The sequence below is a fragment of the Caldicellulosiruptor diazotrophicus genome (assembly GCF_017347585.1).
GTDB classification, from domain to species: Bacteria; Bacillota; Thermoanaerobacteria; order Caldicellulosiruptorales; family Caldicellulosiruptoraceae; genus Caldicellulosiruptor; species Caldicellulosiruptor diazotrophicus.
In genome coordinates, this window is sequence record NZ_AP024480.1 from 1,170,997 (window position 1) to 1,190,234 (window position 19,238).

The window sequence follows — 19,238 nt, forward strand, 5'->3', positions numbered from 1 at the left end:
AAAATATGCTATAATATTTTATGTTGTAACATGCCAAGTTTCACCTTTATATATCTTCCCTAATAAATTTCACATAGGAGGGATTTTAATTGAGTAAAAAGAAATACGTCTACATGTTCTATGAAGGAAACAAAGACATGCGAGAACTTCTTGGTGGAAAAGGAGCAAATCTTGCTGAGATGACAAATCTTGGACTCCCTGTTCCTCCTGGATTTACTGTCACAACAGAAGCTTGTACAAGATACTATGAAGAAGGCGAAAAGATAGCAGATGAGATTGTAGAAGAAATCTTTGAAAAACTTGCTGAACTAGAGAAGATCACAGGCAAGAAATTCGGTGATCCAAGCAATCCTCTTCTTGTCTCTGTTCGAAGCGGTGCAAGAGTTTCAATGCCAGGTATGATGGATACAATCCTCAACCTTGGTATCAATGATGAAGTTGTTGAAGGGTTGGCGAAGCTTACAAACAATGAGAGGTTCGCATACGACTCATACAGAAGATTCATCCAGATGTTCTCTGACGTTGTTATGGGCATTGAAAAGAACAAGTTTGAAAAGATACTTGATGAAGTCAAAGAAAAGTATGGTGCAAAATACGACACAGACTTGACAGCTGAGCATTTAAAAGAGGTTGTTGTAAAGTACAAAGATCTTTATAAAGCTGAAAAAGGTGAAGATTTCCCACAAGATCCCAAAGTTCAACTCTTAGAAGCGGTAAAAGCAGTTTTCAGGTCCTGGAACAACCCAAGAGCTATTGTATACAGAAGACTTAACGAGATCCCACACGATTGGGGAACAGCAGTAAACGTTCAGATGATGGCATATGGCAACATGGGCAACGACTCTGGTACAGGCGTTGCATTTACAAGAAATCCTGCAACAGGTGAAAAAGAGCTTTATGGTGAGTTCTTGATGAACGCACAGGGTGAAGACGTTGTCGCAGGTATCAGAACACCACAGCCAATCTCTGCTTTGAAAGAGACAATGCCAGAGGTTTACCAGCAGCTTGCTGACATTGCAAAGAAGCTTGAAACATATTACAAAGACATGCAGGATATGGAGTTTACTATCGAAAGAGGCAAACTCTATATGCTTCAGACAAGAAATGGTAAGAGAACTGCACAGGCAGCGCTTAAGATTGCAGTTGATATGGTGGAAGAAGGTCTTATCACAAAAGAAGAAGCAATGTTAAAAGTTGACCCCAAACAGCTTGATACACTACTTCACCCGACATTTGAGCCAGATGCACTCAAAGCTGCAAAACCAATTGCAAAGGGTCTTCCTGCATCACCTGGTGCTGCAACAGGTAAGATTTATTTCACAGCTGAAGAAGCAAAAGCTGCTGTTGAAAGAGGAGAGAAGAAGGTTATTCTTGTTAGAACAGAAACATCTCCAGAGGACATTGAAGGTATGGTTGCAGCTCAGGGTATTTTGACATCAAGAGGTGGTATGACATCACATGCTGCAGTTGTTGCAAGAGGTATGGGTAAATGCTGTGTTGCAGGATGTGGCGACATTACTATAAACGAAGAAGAGAAATATTTCACTACACCTGATGGAAAAGTTTATCGTGAAGGGGATTGGATTTCACTTGACGGTTCAACAGGATACGTATATGCTGGAGAACTTCCAACAAAAGAACCAGAGCTCACAGGTTATTTTGCAACATTTATGCAATGGGCTGACGAGATAAGAAAACTTAAAGTTAGAGCAAACGCAGATACACCAAGAGATGCTGCACAGGCAAGGAAGTTTGGTGCAGAGGGTATTGGTCTTTGCAGAACAGAGCATATGTTCTTTGAAGAAGATAGAATTCCTGCAATGAGAGAGATGATTGTTGCAAGAACAGAAGATCAAAGAAGAAAAGCTCTTGAGAAGCTTCTACCAATGCAAAGAGGAGACTTTGAAGCACTGTTCAGAGAAATGAAAGGTTACCCTGTTACAATAAGACTTTTAGACCCACCACTTCATGAATTCTTGCCGAAGGAAGATGATGCTATAAGAGAACTTGCAGCACAGATGGGCATCACCTTTGAAGAACTCAAGGCAATTGTACAGGGCTTACACGAGCTCAACCCAATGCTTGGACACAGAGGTTGCCGTTTGGCTGTAACATATCCAGAGATTGCTGAGATGCAGACAAGGGCTATTATCGAGGCAGCAATCAATGTAAAGAATGAAGGTATTGATGTTGTTCCTGAGATAATGGTTCCTCTTGTTGGTGAACTCAAAGAGCTAAAATACATTAAAGATATTATCGTAAAGACAGCTGAAAAAGTTATGGAAGAAAAAGGTGTTAAGATTGAATACAAAGTTGGGACAATGATTGAGGTACCACGTGCAGCACTTACTGCTGATGAGATTGCAAAAGAAGCTGAGTTCTTCTCATTTGGTACAAATGACTTGACACAAATGACATTTGGTTTTTCCAGAGACGACATTGGTAAGTTCTTAAATGACTACTTTGAAAAGAAGATATTCGAAACAGACCCGTTTGCAAGACTTGATGAAAAAGGTGTTGGCAAACTCATAAAGATGGCTGCAGAACTTGGAAGAGCAACAAGACCAGACATCAAACTTGGTATCTGCGGTGAGCATGGTGGCGATCCATCCAGCATAGAGTTCTGCCACAACGTAGGGCTTGACTATGTATCATGTTCACCATTCAGAGTACCAATTGCAAGACTTGCTGCAGCACAGGCTCAAGTAAAATCAAAGATGAAGGCATTTATTGATAAATAAAACTATTGTGAAGAGGAGTAGAGGAAGGCAAAAAAATGCCTTCCTCTGCTTTTTTTGTATGTATACACTTGAATGGAAATAAAAAAATGGTATAATATTATTGGGACTAAAAAGCAAGGTATGTGGATAAATTTGTCCCACTGGAGAATGAGAGAGTTATGGAAAGTTATTTTGAATCTATAAATAAAATTGCTCCTGAAATTGTTGAAATTATTGAAAGAAGATATGAGATTCTCAAAAATATTAGCTATTATCAACCAATTGGCCGAAGAGTTCTTGCAGAAAGACTTAGTCTCACTGAAAGATTTGTTAGAAATGAAATAGACATATTAAGAAATTTAGGATTCATAAATGTAACTGAAAATGGCATGTTTTTAACAAATGAAGGTAAAGAGATTCTTGAAAAACTTTCTAACATAGTATATGATATAAAGGGATTAGAAGAAGTAAGAGCAAAGGTAAAAGAAATTTTAAGAGCAAAAGATGTTTACATTGTCCCAGGAGATGCTGATTTGAACCATTACGTACTAAAAGAGATTGGAATTTTGGCGAGCAAGGTTGTCATGTCGTTGTTAGAAAATGTAAAGATAATTGCAGTGACAGGTGGACAAACAGTAAAAGAGGTTGTTGACAATTTCCCAGCGTGTTCTTTTAGAGACATATTGGTTGTTCCAGCTAGAGGCGGGATAGGGCAGGAAGTAGAAAAGCAGGCAAATACACTTGCGGCAAACTTAGCAAAAAAGATAAACGGTAGTTATAAGCTTCTTCATTTACCTGATACAATGGATGAAGAGGTTTATAATCTTTTGATTAAAAAAGAAGAGGTTCAAGAAGTTCTGAATGATATTAACAGTGCAGATATGCTTATATTTGGGATAGGAAATGCAATTGAAATGGCTAAACGAAGGAAGTTGAGTGAGGATTTAATAGAAAAACTTGAAAAGTTTGGAGCAATCGGCGAAATATTTGGGTATTATTTTAATAAATCTGGCAAGATTGTGTATTCAACCACTACAATAGGTATAAAACTTGAAAAAATAAAAAACATTAAATATATGATAGGAGTTGCAGGTGGGTCACACAAAGCAGAAGCGATTTTATCGCTTGGGGAGATAAAAAACACTACTATATTTGTTATTGACGAAGGTATTGCTAAAAGAATTATAAGTTTAGAAAAGTAAAATAAACGGCATGTTGGTAAAAACACTGCAAGAGCAGGCAGCTTTTGCAGTGTAAAAATAAAAAAAATAATGAAGGGATGGTAGGTTGAGATGGCTGTTAAGATTGGTATTAATGGTTTTGGAAGAATTGGTAGAAATGCTTTTAAAGCAATTTTAGCGAAATATCCAAATGAGTTTGAAGTTGTTGCGGTAAACGACCTGACAGATCCAAAGACGTTAGCACATCTTTTAAAGTATGATTCTTGTTATGGTATTTTTAATGGTACAGTTGATTATACAGACACATCAATAATTGTCAATGGCAAAGAGATAAAGGTATTAGCTGAAAAAGACCCAGCAAACTTACCATGGAAAGATTTAGGAGTTGAGGTTGTAATTGAGTCAACAGGTAGATTTACAAAGAAGCAGGATGCTGAAAAGCATATTCAAGCAGGTGCAAAGAAGGTAATTATCACAGCTCCAGCGACAGATGAAGATATTACAATTGTTATGGGTGTAAATGAGGAGATGTATGATCCTGCTAAGCACCATGTAATTTCGAATGCATCCTGTACAACAAATTGTTTAGCACCAGTTACAAAGGTTATTGACAAGCATTTCAAGGTAAAAAGAGGTCTTATGACAACAGTTCACTCATATACAAATGACCAACAGATTTTGGACCTTCCTCACAAGGATCTAAGAAGAGCAAGAGCTGCAGCGCTTTCTATTATTCCAACAACAACCGGTGCGGCAAAGGCGGTAGCACTTGTTCTTCCACACCTCAAAGGAAAACTTAACGGTTTTGCACTCAGAGTTCCAACACCAACTGTTTCTGTTACAGACGTTGTGTTTGAGGTTGAAAAGCCAACAACAAAGGAAGAAGTAAACAGCGTTTTGAAAGCTGCTGCAGAAGGCGAATTAAAGGGTATTTTAGGATACAGTGAAGAGCCACTTGTTTCTGTTGACTACAAAGGCGATCCAAGGTCTTCAATAGTTGATGCACTTTCAACAATGGTTATCGAGGATACACTTGTAAAGGTTGTTGCATGGTATGATAATGAATGGGGCTACTCAAACAGAGTTGCTGATCTTTTGAACTATATTGTAAACAAAGGACTATAATTTAAATAAAGAAACAGCTTCTAAGACTGGTCCGGGAAAGATTGTATGACAGCAAATATCTTCCGGACCAGTCTTGATTTGAAAAATATATTTTGGGGTGATTGAAACATGCCAAGGTTTAATAAAAAAACAATAAGAGATATAGATGTTTCTAATAAAAGAGTTTTAGTAAGAGTCGACTTTAACGTTCCGCAGGATGAAAATGGTAATATTACAGATGATAGAAGAATAAAAGAGGCTCTTCCAACAATAAAGTATCTTATTGACCATAATGCAAAGGTAATACTAGTATCTCATCTGGGAAGACCAAAAGGCAAATTTGACCCGAAATACTCGATGGCTCCTGTTGCAAAAAGACTTTCTGAGCTTCTCGGCAAAGAAGTTGTTCTTGCAAAAGACGTTATAGGCGATGATGCGAAAAAATGTGTTGAGCAAATGAAAGAAGGAGATGTAGTTCTTCTTGAAAATGTCAGATTCCACAAAGAAGAAGAAGAAAATGATAGAGAATTTGCAAAGGCCTTAGCATCGCTTGCAGACATTTATGTCAATGACGCATTTGGTACAGCTCATAGAGCACATGCATCAACAGCAGGTGTCGCAGAGTTCTTACCAGCAGTTGCTGGATTTTTGATGGAAAAAGAGATAGAAATGCTTGGCAATGCTCTTGTAAATCCGCAAAGACCCTTTGTTGCAATCTTGGGTGGCGCAAAAGTATCTGACAAAATTGGGGTTATTACAAATCTTCTTGAAAAGGTTGATAGCCTCTTAATTGGCGGTGCAATGGCTTATACCTTCTTGAAGGCAAAAGGATATAAAATCGGGAAGTCAAAATGCGAAGATGATAAGCTTGATGTTGCAAGAGAGATAATGAAAAAGGCAGAGGAAAAAGGAGTAAACCTTCTGCTGCCTGTTGGAAGCATAGTAGCAAAAGAGTTTAAAAATGATACAGAGTTTATGTACGTACCATCAGATGCAATGCCAGACGATATGATGGGTATGGACATAGGGAATACCACAATTGAGCTTTTCTCAAAAGAGATAAAGAAGGCAAAGACCATTGTTTGGAACGGACCAATGGGTGTATTTGAATTTCCAAACTTTGCAAAGGGAACAGAAGCTATCGCAAGAGCTGTTGCTGAAGCAGTTGAAGAAAATGGCGCAATTGCAATTATCGGTGGTGGAGACTCTGCGGCTGCTGTTGAAAAACTGGGGTTTGCTGATAAGATGACACATATTTCAACAGGTGGCGGTGCTTCATTAGAGTTCTTGGAAGGCAAAGTTTTACCAGGTATTGCATGTCTTCTTGATAAAAATCCAAGAAAAAAGATAATCGCAGCAAACTGGAAGATGAACAAGACTCCTATTGAGGCGAAAGAGTTTGTTGAAGAGCTGAAAAAATATATTGATGATGTTCAGGCAGAAGTAGTTATCTGTGCTCCATCAATTCTTGTTCCTTATGTCAAAGAAGCAATAGAAGGAACAAATATAAAACTTGGAACACAAAACATGTTCTATGAAGAAAAAGGTGCATATACAGGTGAGATCTCAGGTCCCATGTTAAAGGAAGTTGGAGTTGAATATGTGGTAATTGGTCACTCTGAAAGAAGGCAGTACTTTGGCGAAACTGATGAGATTGTGAACAAGAAAGTGTTAGCAGCGCTCAAGTTCGGTATCAAGCCTATTGTATGTGTTGGTGAGACACTTAAGCAAAGAGAATATGGTATTACAGATGAGCTTGTAAGGCTTCAGGTCAAGATAGCACTAAATGGTGTCTCAAAAGAAGATGTTGAAAAGGTTGTCATTGCATATGAGCCTATCTGGGCAATAGGCACAGGTAAGAATGCAACACCTGAAGAGGCTAATAGAGTAATTGGGGTTATCAGAAGTGTAATTGCAGAGATTTACGATGAAGATACTGCCCAGAAAGTGAGAATTCAGTATGGTGGTAGTGTAAACTCTGCAAATTCAGCTGACATTTTCAATATGCCAGAGATTGATGGAGGCTTAGTTGGCGGTGCAAGCCTTAATGCTCAGGAATTTGCAAAGATATTACACTACTAATTATGGCAAGTAAAGGGGAATAAGATGATGAAAAAACCTGTTGTTCTTATCATCATGGATGGTTGGGGTTATAATCCAAAGCAAGAGGGAAACGCCGTTGCTTTGGGTAAGACCCCCAACCTTGACCATTACGAAAAGAATTACCCATATACTTTGATTGGCAGCAGTGGCATGGACGTTGGTCTTCCTGAAGGTCAGATGGGAAATTCTGAAGTAGGTCATCTAAATTTAGGTGCTGGGAGAATTGTGTATCAAGAATTCACAAGGATAACAAAGTCAATTAAAGATGGTGACTTTTTTGAAAAAGAAGAGTTTTTAATGGCAATAGAGAATTGCAAAAAAAACAATTCATCCCTGCATTTAATGGGGCTTTTATCAGATGGCGGTGTCCACAGTCACAACACTCACCTTTATGCACTTTTAGAGCTTGCAAAGAGGCATAATCTTGAAAAAGTATATGTTCATTGTTTTTTAGATGGGCGTGATGTCCCACCTTCAAGCGCAAAAATTTATATTGAAGAGCTTGAACAGAAGATGAAAGAAATAGGTTGTGGCAAGATTGCAACAGTGATGGGCAGATACTATGCAATGGACAGAGACAAAAGGTGGGAAAGAGTAGAAAAGGCTTATAATGCAATGGTTTTTGGTGAAGGTGAATATGCAAACTCAGGATTAGAGGCGGTTGAAAAGTCGTATGAAAAAGGTAATACTGATGAATTTGTAATTCCGACTGTTGTACTTGAAAACGGGAAGCCTGTCGCAACAATAAATGAACATGACAGTATTATTTTCTTTAACTTTAGACCCGATAGAGCAAGACAAATCACAAGAGCATTTTGTGATGTTGAGTTTGACGGGTTTGAAAGGAAAAAGGGATATTTTGAAGTGTTCTTTGTATGCATGACCCAGTATGATGTGACAATAAAGAACTGTTATGTTGCTTTCAAACCAGAGAACTTAACAAACACTTTGGGAGAATACCTCAGCAAGTTAGGGTTAAAACAACTTCGAATTGCTGAGACAGAAAAGTACGCTCATGTCACCTTCTTCTTCAACGGCGGTGTGGAAGTACCAAATGTCGGAGAAGACAGGGTTTTGGTACCATCACCAAAGGTGGCAACATATGATCTTAAACCTGAGATGAGTGCTTATGAGGTAACCGAAGCTTTGCTTGAGAGGATAGAAAAAGATGAATATGATGTAATAATCTGCAACTATGCAAATGGTGACATGGTAGGGCACACAGGCATTTTAGAGGCTGCTATAAAGGCTGTTGAGGCTGTAGATAGCTGCATAGGAAAAGTTGTGGATAAAGTGTTGCAAAAAGGCGGCGTTGCAATAATAACTGCTGACCATGGTAACTGCGAGCAGATGATTGATTATGAGACAGGCGAGCCTCATACAGCTCATACAACAAATAAGGTGCCTTTGTATCTTGTTGGGTATGGCAATGTTAAATTAAGAGATGACGGAATTTTAGCAGACATTGCTCCGACAATCTTAGACATCTTAGGGTTAGAAAAGCCTTCAGAGATGAAAGGAAGTTCGCTTATTATTAAATAAATTCATTTATAGAGACTGCAAAAAATATTCAGAAGGAGGAATAAACGAATGAAAGTTGATCTTTCAATTACAGCTGTAAAGGCAAGAGAAATTCTTGATTCAAGAGGAAACCCAACTGTTGAGGTAGAGGTTATTGTAAATGATGAATTTGTAGGTAGAGCTGCTGTTCCATCGGGTGCATCAACAGGTATATTTGAGGCTGTTGAGCTCAGAGATGGTGATAAAAAAAGATATATGGGCAAAGGTGTTCTCAAAGCAGTTGAAAATGTGAATGAGGTTATTGCACCAGAGATTATTGGAATGAATGCTCTTAACCAAGTTGAGATTGACAGACTTATGATTGAGCTTGATGGAACAGAGAACAAGAGCAAGCTTGGTGCAAACGCAATTTTGGGTGTATCTTTAGCAGTTGCAAAGGCAGCAGCAAACGCACTTGGCCTTCCACTGTATCAATACATTGGTGGTGTCAACGCAAAATACTTGCCTGTTCCAATGATGAACATCTTAAACGGTGGTAAACATGCTGACAACTCGGTTGATTTGCAAGAGTTTATGATTATGCCTGTTGGTGCAAAATCTTTTAGTGAAGCACTCAGGATGTGTGCTGAGACTTTCCATCACTTGAGAAATGTGCTCAAAGCAAGAGGATACAACACAACAGTTGGTGATGAGGGCGGATTTGCGCCAAACTTGAAGTCTAACGAAGAGCCATTGGAAGTGATTGTTGAAGCAATAGAAAAAGCTGGTTATACTCCTGGTAAGGACATTGCAATTGCACTTGACCCTGCAACATCAGAGCTCTACAATGAAGAAGATGGAAAGTATCATTTCGAAAGAGAAGGTAAAGTTAGAACAAAAGAAGAAATGGTAGAGTTCTGGGTAAAGCTTGTTGAGAAATATCCAATAGTTTCCATTGAAGACGGTGTTGCAGAAGAGGACTGGGAAGGCTGGAAGATGCTCACTGAAGCACTTGGTAACAAAATTCAGCTTGTTGGTGATGACTTGTTTGTTACAAATACAAAGAGGCTTGCAAAGGGAATTGAGCTTGGTGTTGCAAACTCAATATTAATTAAGCTCAACCAGATAGGAACACTTACAGAAACTTTAGAAGCAATTGAGATGGCAAACAGAGCAGGTTACACTGCGGTTGTATCTCATAGGTCTGGTGAGACAGAAGATACAACAATTGCTGACCTTGTTGTTGCGGTAAATGCTGGTCAGATAAAGACAGGTGCACCGTCAAGAACAGACAGAGTGGCAAAATACAATCAGCTCTTACGAATTGAAGAGGAGCTTGGCAGCATTGCCGTATATCCTGGAATGAACGCATTTTTTAACTTGAAGAAAAAGTAACTCCACAAAAGTCCAAAGATAAGTTTTTGGATTCACAATGGAATAAAGAGAGAGGGGAAGTGTTGAACTTTCCCTCTTTTCATTTTATAATATATTCAAACTGATTTTGTTGTGAATTTTGTTTGAATCTTTTAGAAATTGTGTTGAAACAAGTTTCAAGGAGGTTTGGAAAGATGAAAAGATTTATGGATGAGGACTTTCTCTTGAATAACCAGACTGCTAAAGTGCTGTACGAAAAATATGCAAAGTATATGCCAATTGTAGATTTCCACTGTCATTTAAACCCAAAGGAAATTTATGAAAATAAGAGGTTTAAAAACATAACAGAGGTTTGGCTTGGAGGAGACCATTACAAGTGGAGGCTTATGAGAGCAAACGGAATTGAAGAAAAGTATATAACAGGAGATGCAGATGACTATGAAAAGTTCTTGGCATGGGCAAAGACCATTCCAATGGCAATAGGAAACCCAATTTATCATTGGACACATTTAGAACTTAAAAGATATTTTGGAATAGATGATATATTGAATGAAAAATCTGCACCTATCATTTGGGAAAAGACAAACAAAGTTCTAAAAGATCTTGGTGCAAGAGATATAATTTTAAAGTCCAATGTAGAATTAATCTGCACAACAGACGACCCTGTTGATACACTTGAGTATCATTTAAAACTGAAAGAAGATAAAGACTTCAATGTCAAAGTTTATCCTACTTTCAGACCTGACAAGGGTGTGAATATCGAAAGAGAAACCTTCATCCCGTGGGTAGAAAAACTTGGGAAAGTTTATGGAAAAAAGATAGAAAGCTATGATGAGTTTTTAAATGCCTTAAGGGCAAGAGCAGAGTTTTTCCACTCTGTGGGGTGTCGCATCTCAGACCATGCTATTGACGATATGGTTTTTGCCGATGCATCTTTTGATGAAGTAGCTAATATTTTCAAAAAAGCTTTAGCCGGTGAGAAACTAACAGAAATTGAAGTTGCGAAATATAAAACGTATACATTAAGGTTCTTAGGGAAAGTTTATTCAAATCTTGGCTGGGCAATGCAGCTTCATATAAATGCTCTGAGAAACAACAACACACGAATGTTCAATATTTTGGGGCCTGACACAGGATATGATTCAATAAATGATAATCAAGTAGCTATTGCACTTGTTAAATTACTTGATTCATTAGAGAAAGAAAACTCTTTGCCAAAAACAATTTTGTATTCTTTAAATCCAAAAGACAACTATGTTCTTGCAACAATCATGGGATCTTTCCAAGGTGGTGGAATTCCTGGCAAGATGCAACTTGGTGCAGCTTGGTGGTTCAATGATAGCAAAGACGGAAACCTTCAGCAGATGAAAGACCTTGCAAATCTTGGGCTTTTGAGCCGATTTGTTGGAATGGTAACAGATTCTCGAAGCTTTCTGTCTTATGCAAGACATGAATACTTTAGAAGACTTCTTTGCAATTTGATTGGCAAGTGGGTAGAAAACGGCGAATATCCTTATGATTTGGAAACACTTAGCAAAATAGTTCAGGGCATTTGTTATTATAATGCAAAAGAGTATTTTGGGTTTTAAAAGATAGATGAAGAGGACATAGGGTGGAATTGTATATTCCACCCTATTTTTATACTTACATTTCCTATCACATAATTGATTGGTGAATAATACATCCAAACTTAATGTTGAATTTCACGTAAATATGTGATACACTATTTTACGTGGAGGTGAAATAGTATGCGTAAATATCAGAACATTACTTTGTCTCTTCCTAAGGAACTAATTCAAAAGATAAAACATATTGCTGTTGAAAGAAATACATCTATTTCTGCGCTGCTCACAAGCTTGTTAGAAGAACTTGTAAATAGAGAAGAGTCATATCAGAAAATCTATTTACAACATCTTAAACTTTTAGAAGAAGGATTTGACCTTGGAACAGGTGGAACAATCACGTGGAGGAGAGAAGATTTATATGAAAGAAAGTAACTATCAATTTGTTGACACAAATATTTTGGTCTATGCTTATGATAAATCTGCATGTGAAAAGCACGTAGTAGCTAAACAAATTGTGGAGAAACTTTGGAAAGAAAGAAATGGTGCCTTGAGCACTCAAGTTCTTCAAGAATTTTTTGTTGTTATTACAAAAAAGGTTAAAAATCCTTTAAGTTTTGACAGCGCTTTTCAAATCATATCAGACTTAAGTTTATGGAAGGTAGCTACAATTGAAGTAAAAGATATTTTAGAAGCTATCAAGATCTCACAAAGATATAAAATATCTTTTTGGGATGCTTTAATACTTTGCAGCGCTATAAATTTGGGATGTTCAGTAGTATGGAGTGAAGATTTAAATTCTGGTCAGTATTTTGGGAAAATAAAAGTAGTAAATCCTTTTTTGTTTTCACCTCTTGACATATAAACATTTGTTTGATATCCTTTATATAGAACATTTTATCGGAGAGAATGAATATTTTATGAGAACAAAGGTTGTTATAAGAAATAAGTTTCGTTTTGGTATTGCACTGTTTCTTTTAATGATATTTGTTATAATGGTTTTAATGATTTCGATTGGAGAAGGGAAGGGAATTGATAAAGAAAAGAATATAAATTGGATATTTGTGAAGGTAAAAGAGGGAGATTCGCTGTGGACAATTTCAAAGGATTTTGTTGATGATAGCGTAGACATTCGCGATTATATCTCTTTTATACGAAAAGTAAATAAATTGGAAAAAGCAATGGTGTATCCTGGGCAAGTATTAAAATTTGTGGATGTGAAGACATACAAACTTTTGTGTGAAAGATAAAACAAGCCCCCCTGTCAGGAGCTTTGTTGAGTATCTTGGTTTTCTCCTGAGAGGGGGTTTTTTTCAAAGGCTTTTTTGATGTCATCGTCATTTACATGAGTATAAATCTCTGTTGTGGAGATACTTTGATGACCCAAGATAGTCTGAAGAGACCTTATATCAACTTTGCCGTGCCTGTACATAAGTGTTGCTGCCGTGTGACGAAGCTTGTGGGCAGAAATCCTTTTCTGATTTATACCTGCCATTTTCACATACTTTTCAACAATGTATTGAACAGTTCTTCTGCTAATTCTTTTCTTTCTCTCACTCAAGAAAAGGGCATCTTTGTCCCTTACACCTTCTGTAGGGCGAACTTTTAAATAATTTTCGATAGCTTCTCTACATGCTTTATTTAAATATATTATTCTTTCTTTGTTTCCTTTACCAACAATTCTTAGCATATCTTCTTTTATATCTGAAAGGTTTATATTTACAAGTTCTGAAAGTCTAAGACCACAGTTTAGAAAAAGGGTAATTATTGCAAAATCCCTTTCTTTATTTTCACCGTCAATTGTAGAAAGTAGCTTTTTGCTTTCCTCAAGTGTAAGATATCTTGGATTTCTTTTACCAAGTTTTGGCGATTCTAAATCTTTTGCGGGGTTATCAGAAATGAGTTTGGCTTTGCTGTAAAGGTATTTAAAAAAGCTTCTAATTGAGGCAACTTTTCGGGCTCTTGCATGAGGACCGTTGTTAAAGCGTGTTGCAAGGAAAGAAAAATATTCATATAGATTGCTAAGAGTTAAGGTTTTTAGTTTTTCAATTTCAAAGCTGCTTACATCGATATTTTCAAGATCATCAATCTTTTCGATTTGGCTTAAAATATTCAAATCTTTTGCTTTTAGATATCTTAGAAAAGTTCTCAAGTCATAGTAATATTCTTTAATTGTATTTGGTGATTTGTTTTTGATTGTAATCATATAGTTTAAAAAATCGACTACAAAAGGTGGGACACCCGAGAAATCCATTTTCTCATTCCCTTCATTGCACAAAATTTTTATTTTGTGCAATTATATTTTCTTAAATCTATTATACTTCTCTTCTTTTTATCATGTCAACCTTTTTTCTTTTTCTTGTTTAACAACCCTATGTGGCTTCTTAAAATTCATAAGGTTTGCAAATTATTTCTTTAATCTTTGTTTCAAATATAGAAGCTGCATGTGAAGGTCTTATAATTACAGCAGTGTCTGCACCTTCAGATGTTCCGCCAATCGCAATTATATCTTCACCATATGGTATCAGTCCTGCATCTAAGGCCATAACAGAAATCTCTACTGCAACCTTTACGCCTTGTCCGAGCATTCTAAGTGTATGTGCCATGATTTCAACTGGATATATTCCACCAAACTTTCTCGATATTCCTCTTTCAGCACCTGACAAAACATGTGTGCCCGTATAGACCTTAAATCCTATTGCTTTAAGCTCTTCAATAGTTTCCTGGCTTATTTCCATTTTTCCAGGTTCAGAAAAACCATTTACGTGTGTTACAACGACAACATTTTTCCCACAATCTTTTAGAAGTTTAGCTGTACTTCCGCTACACGAAGCCACTACAATATGGTTAATATTTCTTTCGTTAGCAGTTTTTATCGCAAGCTCTACTGTCTTTAGAGTATTATGAGGTCCTGCAGACTTAAAGTACATATTACTCACCCCTACCCCATGGTTTTCCTCTGGTATATTAATTTTACAACAAGAGAGTAATGATGTCTATAATATCAACATAAAAACAATCTGAATACTTGTATTCAATTTAAAGATATTTTATACTATAAACTATGAAGGCAAAATACATATAAAGATTTTCAGAAGGAGAGTGAACTTTTGTGAAGAGAGTTGTTTCGCTTATCGTCTTGTTAACATTTTTGCTTTCAATATTCGCTGTATCATTTGCGTCTTCTAAAAATGTTATTAAGATAGGTGTAGATTTAGAACTTTCACAGGCAGTTGCTCAATATGGACAAAAAGAACTCGAAGGTATAAAGCTTGCAATTGATGAAATTAATCAAAAAGGCGGCATTTCTGGAAAGAAGATTGAGCTTGTAGTTATTGACAACAAATCTGACAAAACCGAAGCTCAAAATGTTGCAACGAAACTTGCTGTGAGAGAGAATGTGCTTGCTATTTTAGGACCAGCAACTTCAGGTGCCACAAAGTCAGCTGCAGTGGCTGCAACAAAGCATAAAGTTCCAATAATTTCACCTTCAGCAACTGATGATACTGTCACAGTTGATGAGAAAACTGGTAAAACAAAGACATATGTTTTCAGAACGTGTTTTAACGACTCATTCCAAGGAAATGTAATGGCTAACTTTGCATTGAAAACTTTAAAAGCTAAAAAAGCAGCTATAATTTATGATGCAACATCGGATTATAGCAAAGGGTTATTTAAGAACTTCAAAAATACATTTGTGAAAAATGGAGGAAAAGTTATTGCTCAAGAGGCATTTGGCAAGGGTGAACAAGATTTTAGTAGTATAATTACAAAAATAAGAGACAAAAAACCAGATGTATTGTTTGCTCCTGTTTATTACGATGAAGCAGGTCTTATCATAAAACAGGCTCGTGAACTTGGAATGAATATTCCTATACTTGGTGCAGATGGTTTTGATGATCCAAAAGTTGTTGAAAAGGCTGGCAAAAATAATGCTAACAACGTGTTTTTCTCTGCTCATTATTCTTCTCAAGATACAGATGCAAAGGTTCAAGAGTTTATAAAGAAGTTTAAGGCAAAATACAAGCAAGAACCAAATGCATTCGCTGCTCTTGGTTATGATCTTGGATATTTCATTGCAGATGCTCTCAAAAGGGCTAATTTGAAGTTTGACAGTTTAGCAAAGGATAGAGAAAGATTGAGAATAGCGATTGAAAATACAAAGAACTTTGTTGGTGTCACAGGAATTATTAACATAAATAAATATCACAATGCTGAAAAATCTGCTGTTATTATTGAGCTAAAGAATGGTGTTCAGAAATTTAAACAAAAACTCAATCCATAAATAACTACAAGCAAAAACCGGAAGGGGTATGCGTGAGTAGTAAGCCCCTTCCGTTATGTTATTATTTCCCATTTTGTTGTAAATGAGTTTAAAGATTTTGAAAGAGGTGAAAAGCAAATTGTCCACTTTTATCCAACAATTAATAAATGGTATAACATTGGGAAGTGTCTACGCTCTTATAAGCCTTGGTTATACAATGGTTTATGGAATAATTAAGCTTATAAATTTTGCCCATGGTGACATTTTTATGGTTGGCGCATATATTGCGTATCTGAGTGTTACATATTTGAAACTGGGTTTAATACCTTCTTTGATTGTTTCTATGGGGTTCTGTAGTATTTTAGGAATGCTTATTGAGAAATTTGCCTACAAGCCTTTGAGAAATTCACCAAGAATTTCAGCATTAATAACAGCAATTGGCGTTTCGCTACTTTTAGAGAATTTGATGCAAATTATAATGGGAGCTGATTCAAGAGTTTTTCCAAGACTTGTTGCTGAAAAAAATTATCATCTGTTCCAAGGTAGAATAGTGGTAAACAACAAACAGATATACCTTCTAATTATTACAGTACTTTTGATGATAATTCTAAACTTCGTTGTTAAAAAGACAAAAATAGGAAAAGCAATGAGAGCGGTATCTCAAGATATGGATGCAGCAAGATTGATGGGTATAAACGTTGACACTACAATTTCATATACATTTGCAATAGGCTCTGCTCTTGCTGCAGCAGCTGGTGTTTTAGTAGGACTTTACTATAACACTATAAACCCTCTTATGGGTGTTTTGCCTGGACTCAAAGCTTTTATAGCCGCTGTGTTTGGTGGAATTGGTATCATTCCTGGTGCAATGCTCGGTGGATTTTCCCTTGGTATTATTGAAACTCTTGTAAGTGGATACGGCAGTTCTATGTACAAAGATGCAGTTGCATTCGCCCTTTTGATATTGATTTTGATTATAAAACCTTCAGGCCTACTTGGAAAAAATATAAAAGAGAAGGTGTAGGGAAAGATGAAAAAGAGACTTCTGGTATATTCTGCATTTATAATTGTTTTGTATTTAATAATAACGCTTTTAATGAAGATTGGCATTATAGATGATTATATCAAACTAAACCTCTTTTTGATAATGTTGAATATTATTTTAGCCGTTAGTTTAAATTTAATAAATGGTATCACTGGTCAGTTTTCCCTTGGACACGCAGGATTTATGGCAATTGGAGCATATACAACTGCAGTTTTAACCACTCTTGAAAAACCGGTGCCTTTTTATCTTACCGTTTTAATTGGTGGGTTATTTGCAATGATATGTGGTCTTATTATTGGCCTTCCAGTACTGAGGTTGAGGGGTGACTATCTTGCAATTGCTACACTTGGTTTTGGAGAGATTATAAGAGTAATAATACAAAATATAGATTACTTGGGTGGCGCAAGTGGAATAAGTGATATACCACAAGGAATTGACTGGACCGGATATTTTGTCATTACAGTCTTAAGTGTAGTGGTTATATTAAATATTATCAACTCGTCGTTTGGCAGAGCCATGATTGCCATCAGAGAAGATGAGATAGCTGCAGAAGCTATGGGAATCAACACAACTTTATATAAAGTTCTGGCATTTATGATAGGTGCCTTTTTTGCAGGTGTTGCAGGCTCAATTTATTCCGGTTCTTTTGGATTTATACAGCCAGATATGTTCAACTTCTTTAAATCAATTGACATATTAGTGATAGTTGTTTTGGGTGGACTTGGAAGCATATCAGGTTCAATTATCTCTGCTATAGTTTTAACAATAATTTCAGCTTTGTTACAAGATTATCCTGCAGTGAGAATGGTTTTATATTCTCTTATTTTGATAATAATTATGTTATTTAGGCCTCAAGGGCTTATGGGGACAAAAGAAATAAGACTTTCAAAGCTTATACCAATTGGTGGTGAGAAAAATGCTTAAGATAAAAAATGTGACAGTCAATTTTGGAGGAATTGTAGCGCTGAACAATGTCAATATTGATATTGAAAAAGGTGCAATAATCGGGCTTATTGGTCCCAATGGTGCTGGGAAAACCACAGTGTTTAATGTGATTTCAGGTATATATAATCCTAATACTGGCAGGATAGAATTTTCAAACTACGATATAACTTATAAAAAGACATACCAGGTTTCTGCGCTGGGGATTTCAAGGACTTTTCAGAACATAAGATTGTTTAAGGAACTCAGTGTAATTGACAATGTGAAAATTTCTTTTCATAAGAACATTAGTTATAACCTTTTCGATGCAATTTTCAGAACCTCAAAGTTTTTGAAAGAAGAAGAACAAAATCATAAAAAAGCTGAAGAACTTCTAAAAATCTTTGGACTTTATGAAAAAAGATTTGAACTTGCTAAAAATCTGCCCTATGGTGAACAAAGGAAGCTTGAAATTGTTCGTGCACTTGCAACATCACCAAAACTCCTTTTATTAGACGAACCAGCAGCCGGAATGAATCCTCAAGAAACACAGGAGCTAAAGAATCTTATTAAATTTATAAAAGAGAAGTTTGATTTGACTATACTTTTAATTGAACATGACATGTCGGTTGTAATGGACATATGTGAGAAAATCTATGTTCTTGACTATGGAGAAGTTATAGCTGTCGGAACTCCTATTGAGGTCAAGAACAACCCTCGTGTGATAGAAGCCTACCTTGGAGAGGGGGATTTAGAGTTTGCTTAAGGTAAATGGAATAGATGTTTACTATGGAGCCATACAGGCCTTGTTTTCAGTATCATTAGATGTTCAAAAAGGTGAGATTGTTACGTTAATTGGTGCAAACGGTGCAGGAAAATCTACCCTGCTCAAAACAATCTCTGGTCTTATTAGGCCTCGTACAGGTTCAATCTATTTTGAAGATATTGATATAACAAAAAAGTCATCTATGGAAATAGTCAAGCTTGGTATTTCACACGTACCAGAAGGCAGACGTGTATTCCCAGAAATGACTGTTCTTGAAAACTTAGAGCTTGGCGCGTACTTGAGAAAAGACAAGCAAGGAATAAAAGAAGATTTGAAAAAGGTGTTTGAGAGATTTCCAAGGTTATATGAAAGAAAGAACCAATTAGCAGGTACTCTCTCCGGTGGAGAGCAGCAGATGCTTGCAATTGGAAGAGCTCTAATGTCAAGACCAAAGCTTCTGCTTCTTGACGAGCCTTCAATGGGCTTAGCACCTATACTTGTAACTGAGATTTTTAAGATAATAAAAGAAATAAACTCACAAGGTACAACTATACTTTTGATTGAACAAAATGCCCACATGGCACTTTCAATCGCAGACAGGGCGTATGTAATAGAGACAGGTAAAATTGTTTTATCTGGAGATGCAAAAGAGATTGCAGCAAATCCCGAGGTTAAAAAAGCTTATTTAGGTGGTTGAT

Annotated in this window: 17 protein-coding genes; 15 read left to right on the plus strand and 2 right to left on the minus strand. The window is 36.5% G+C overall.

Annotated features, from left to right (window positions below):
• The first annotated feature begins 89 nt into the window (after positions 1 to 89).
• The 10 genes from ppdK (at position 90) to CaldiYA01_RS05640 (ending at position 12,794) form a co-directional block, all read left to right on the plus strand.
• The gene (gene ppdK, locus CaldiYA01_RS05595) at positions 90 to 2,741 is read left to right on the plus strand and encodes a pyruvate, phosphate dikinase (RefSeq protein ID WP_207182395.1); all 2,652 of its coding nucleotides are present in this window, start codon (positions 90 to 92) and stop codon (positions 2,739 to 2,741) included.
• Positions 2,742 to 2,899: 158 nt separating this feature from the next.
• Complete coding sequence (locus CaldiYA01_RS05600; protein ID WP_207182397.1) at positions 2,900 to 3,922, plus strand: sugar-binding transcriptional regulator; 1,023 nt, start codon at positions 2,900 to 2,902, stop codon at positions 3,920 to 3,922.
• Positions 3,923 to 4,012: 90 nt separating this feature from the next.
• Positions 4,013 to 5,026: a type I glyceraldehyde-3-phosphate dehydrogenase gene (gene gap / locus CaldiYA01_RS05605; RefSeq protein WP_013403223.1), complete on the plus strand. Its 1,014-nt coding sequence runs from the start codon at positions 4,013 to 4,015 to the stop codon at positions 5,024 to 5,026.
• A gap of 108 nt (positions 5,027 to 5,134) precedes the next feature.
• On the plus strand, positions 5,135 to 7,087 hold the full coding sequence (gene tpiA / locus CaldiYA01_RS05610) for a triose-phosphate isomerase (protein WP_207182399.1): 1,953 nt from the start codon (positions 5,135 to 5,137) through the stop codon (positions 7,085 to 7,087).
• A 24-nt stretch (positions 7,088 to 7,111) separates the two neighbouring features.
• A complete protein-coding gene (gpmI, locus tag CaldiYA01_RS05615) occupies positions 7,112 to 8,650 on the plus strand; it encodes a 2,3-bisphosphoglycerate-independent phosphoglycerate mutase (protein WP_207182401.1) in 1,539 nt (512 codons plus the stop codon).
• A 48-nt stretch (positions 8,651 to 8,698) separates the two neighbouring features.
• Positions 8,699 to 10,003, plus strand: a complete 1,305-nt coding sequence (gene eno / locus CaldiYA01_RS05620) for a phosphopyruvate hydratase (RefSeq protein WP_207182403.1) — start codon at positions 8,699 to 8,701, stop codon at positions 10,001 to 10,003.
• Between the two features lie 173 nt (positions 10,004 to 10,176).
• Positions 10,177 to 11,571 (plus strand): glucuronate isomerase, encoded by a 1,395-nt coding sequence (gene uxaC / locus CaldiYA01_RS05625; RefSeq protein WP_207182411.1) that lies wholly within the window; start codon positions 10,177 to 10,179, stop codon positions 11,569 to 11,571.
• 159 nt (positions 11,572 to 11,730) lie between these two features.
• On the plus strand, positions 11,731 to 11,979 hold the full coding sequence (locus CaldiYA01_RS05630; RefSeq protein ID WP_207182413.1) for a DUF6364 family protein: 249 nt from the start codon (positions 11,731 to 11,733) through the stop codon (positions 11,977 to 11,979).
• Complete coding sequence (locus tag CaldiYA01_RS05635; RefSeq protein ID WP_207182415.1) at positions 11,966 to 12,409, plus strand: PIN domain-containing protein; 444 nt, start codon at positions 11,966 to 11,968, stop codon at positions 12,407 to 12,409. The genes CaldiYA01_RS05630 and CaldiYA01_RS05635 overlap by 14 nt, the downstream gene beginning before the upstream one ends.
• 55 nt (positions 12,410 to 12,464) lie before the next feature.
• Complete coding sequence (locus CaldiYA01_RS05640) at positions 12,465 to 12,794, plus strand: LysM peptidoglycan-binding domain-containing protein (RefSeq protein ID WP_207182424.1); 330 nt, start codon at positions 12,465 to 12,467, stop codon at positions 12,792 to 12,794.
• A 14-nt stretch (positions 12,795 to 12,808) separates the two neighbouring features.
• Here the strand turns inward: CaldiYA01_RS05640 and CaldiYA01_RS05645 are convergent, their stop codons facing one another.
• Both CaldiYA01_RS05645 and CaldiYA01_RS05650 read right to left on the minus strand, forming a co-directional pair.
• A complete protein-coding gene (locus tag CaldiYA01_RS05645) occupies positions 12,809 to 13,798 on the minus strand; it encodes a tyrosine recombinase XerC (RefSeq protein WP_207182426.1) in 990 nt (329 codons plus the stop codon).
• 130 nt (positions 13,799 to 13,928) lie between these two features.
• On the minus strand, positions 13,929 to 14,474 hold the full coding sequence (locus tag CaldiYA01_RS05650) for a pyruvate kinase alpha/beta domain-containing protein (protein ID WP_207182429.1): 546 nt from the start codon (positions 14,472 to 14,474) through the stop codon (positions 13,929 to 13,931).
• Between the two features lie 182 nt (positions 14,475 to 14,656).
• Between CaldiYA01_RS05650 and CaldiYA01_RS05655 the strand changes: the two genes are divergently transcribed.
• The 5 genes from CaldiYA01_RS05655 to CaldiYA01_RS05675 all read left to right on the plus strand — a co-directional run bounded on the left by CaldiYA01_RS05655 (position 14,657) and on the right by CaldiYA01_RS05675 (position 19,237).
• Positions 14,657 to 15,829: an ABC transporter substrate-binding protein gene (locus CaldiYA01_RS05655; protein ID WP_207182431.1), complete on the plus strand. Its 1,173-nt coding sequence runs from the start codon at positions 14,657 to 14,659 to the stop codon at positions 15,827 to 15,829.
• A gap of 118 nt (positions 15,830 to 15,947) precedes the next feature.
• Entirely contained in the window at positions 15,948 to 16,832 is an 885-nt protein-coding gene (locus CaldiYA01_RS05660) for a branched-chain amino acid ABC transporter permease (protein WP_207182433.1), read from the plus strand.
• A gap of 6 nt (positions 16,833 to 16,838) precedes the next feature.
• Positions 16,839 to 17,777: a branched-chain amino acid ABC transporter permease gene (locus CaldiYA01_RS05665; protein WP_207182435.1), complete on the plus strand. Its 939-nt coding sequence runs from the start codon at positions 16,839 to 16,841 to the stop codon at positions 17,775 to 17,777.
• The gene (locus tag CaldiYA01_RS05670) at positions 17,770 to 18,540 is read left to right on the plus strand and encodes an ABC transporter ATP-binding protein (protein ID WP_207182437.1); all 771 of its coding nucleotides are present in this window, start codon (positions 17,770 to 17,772) and stop codon (positions 18,538 to 18,540) included. The genes CaldiYA01_RS05665 and CaldiYA01_RS05670 overlap by 8 nt, the downstream gene beginning before the upstream one ends.
• Positions 18,533 to 19,237, plus strand: a complete 705-nt coding sequence (locus tag CaldiYA01_RS05675) for an ABC transporter ATP-binding protein (protein WP_013403238.1) — start codon at positions 18,533 to 18,535, stop codon at positions 19,235 to 19,237. The genes CaldiYA01_RS05670 and CaldiYA01_RS05675 overlap by 8 nt, the downstream gene beginning before the upstream one ends.
• Position 19,238: the final 1 nt, after the last annotated feature.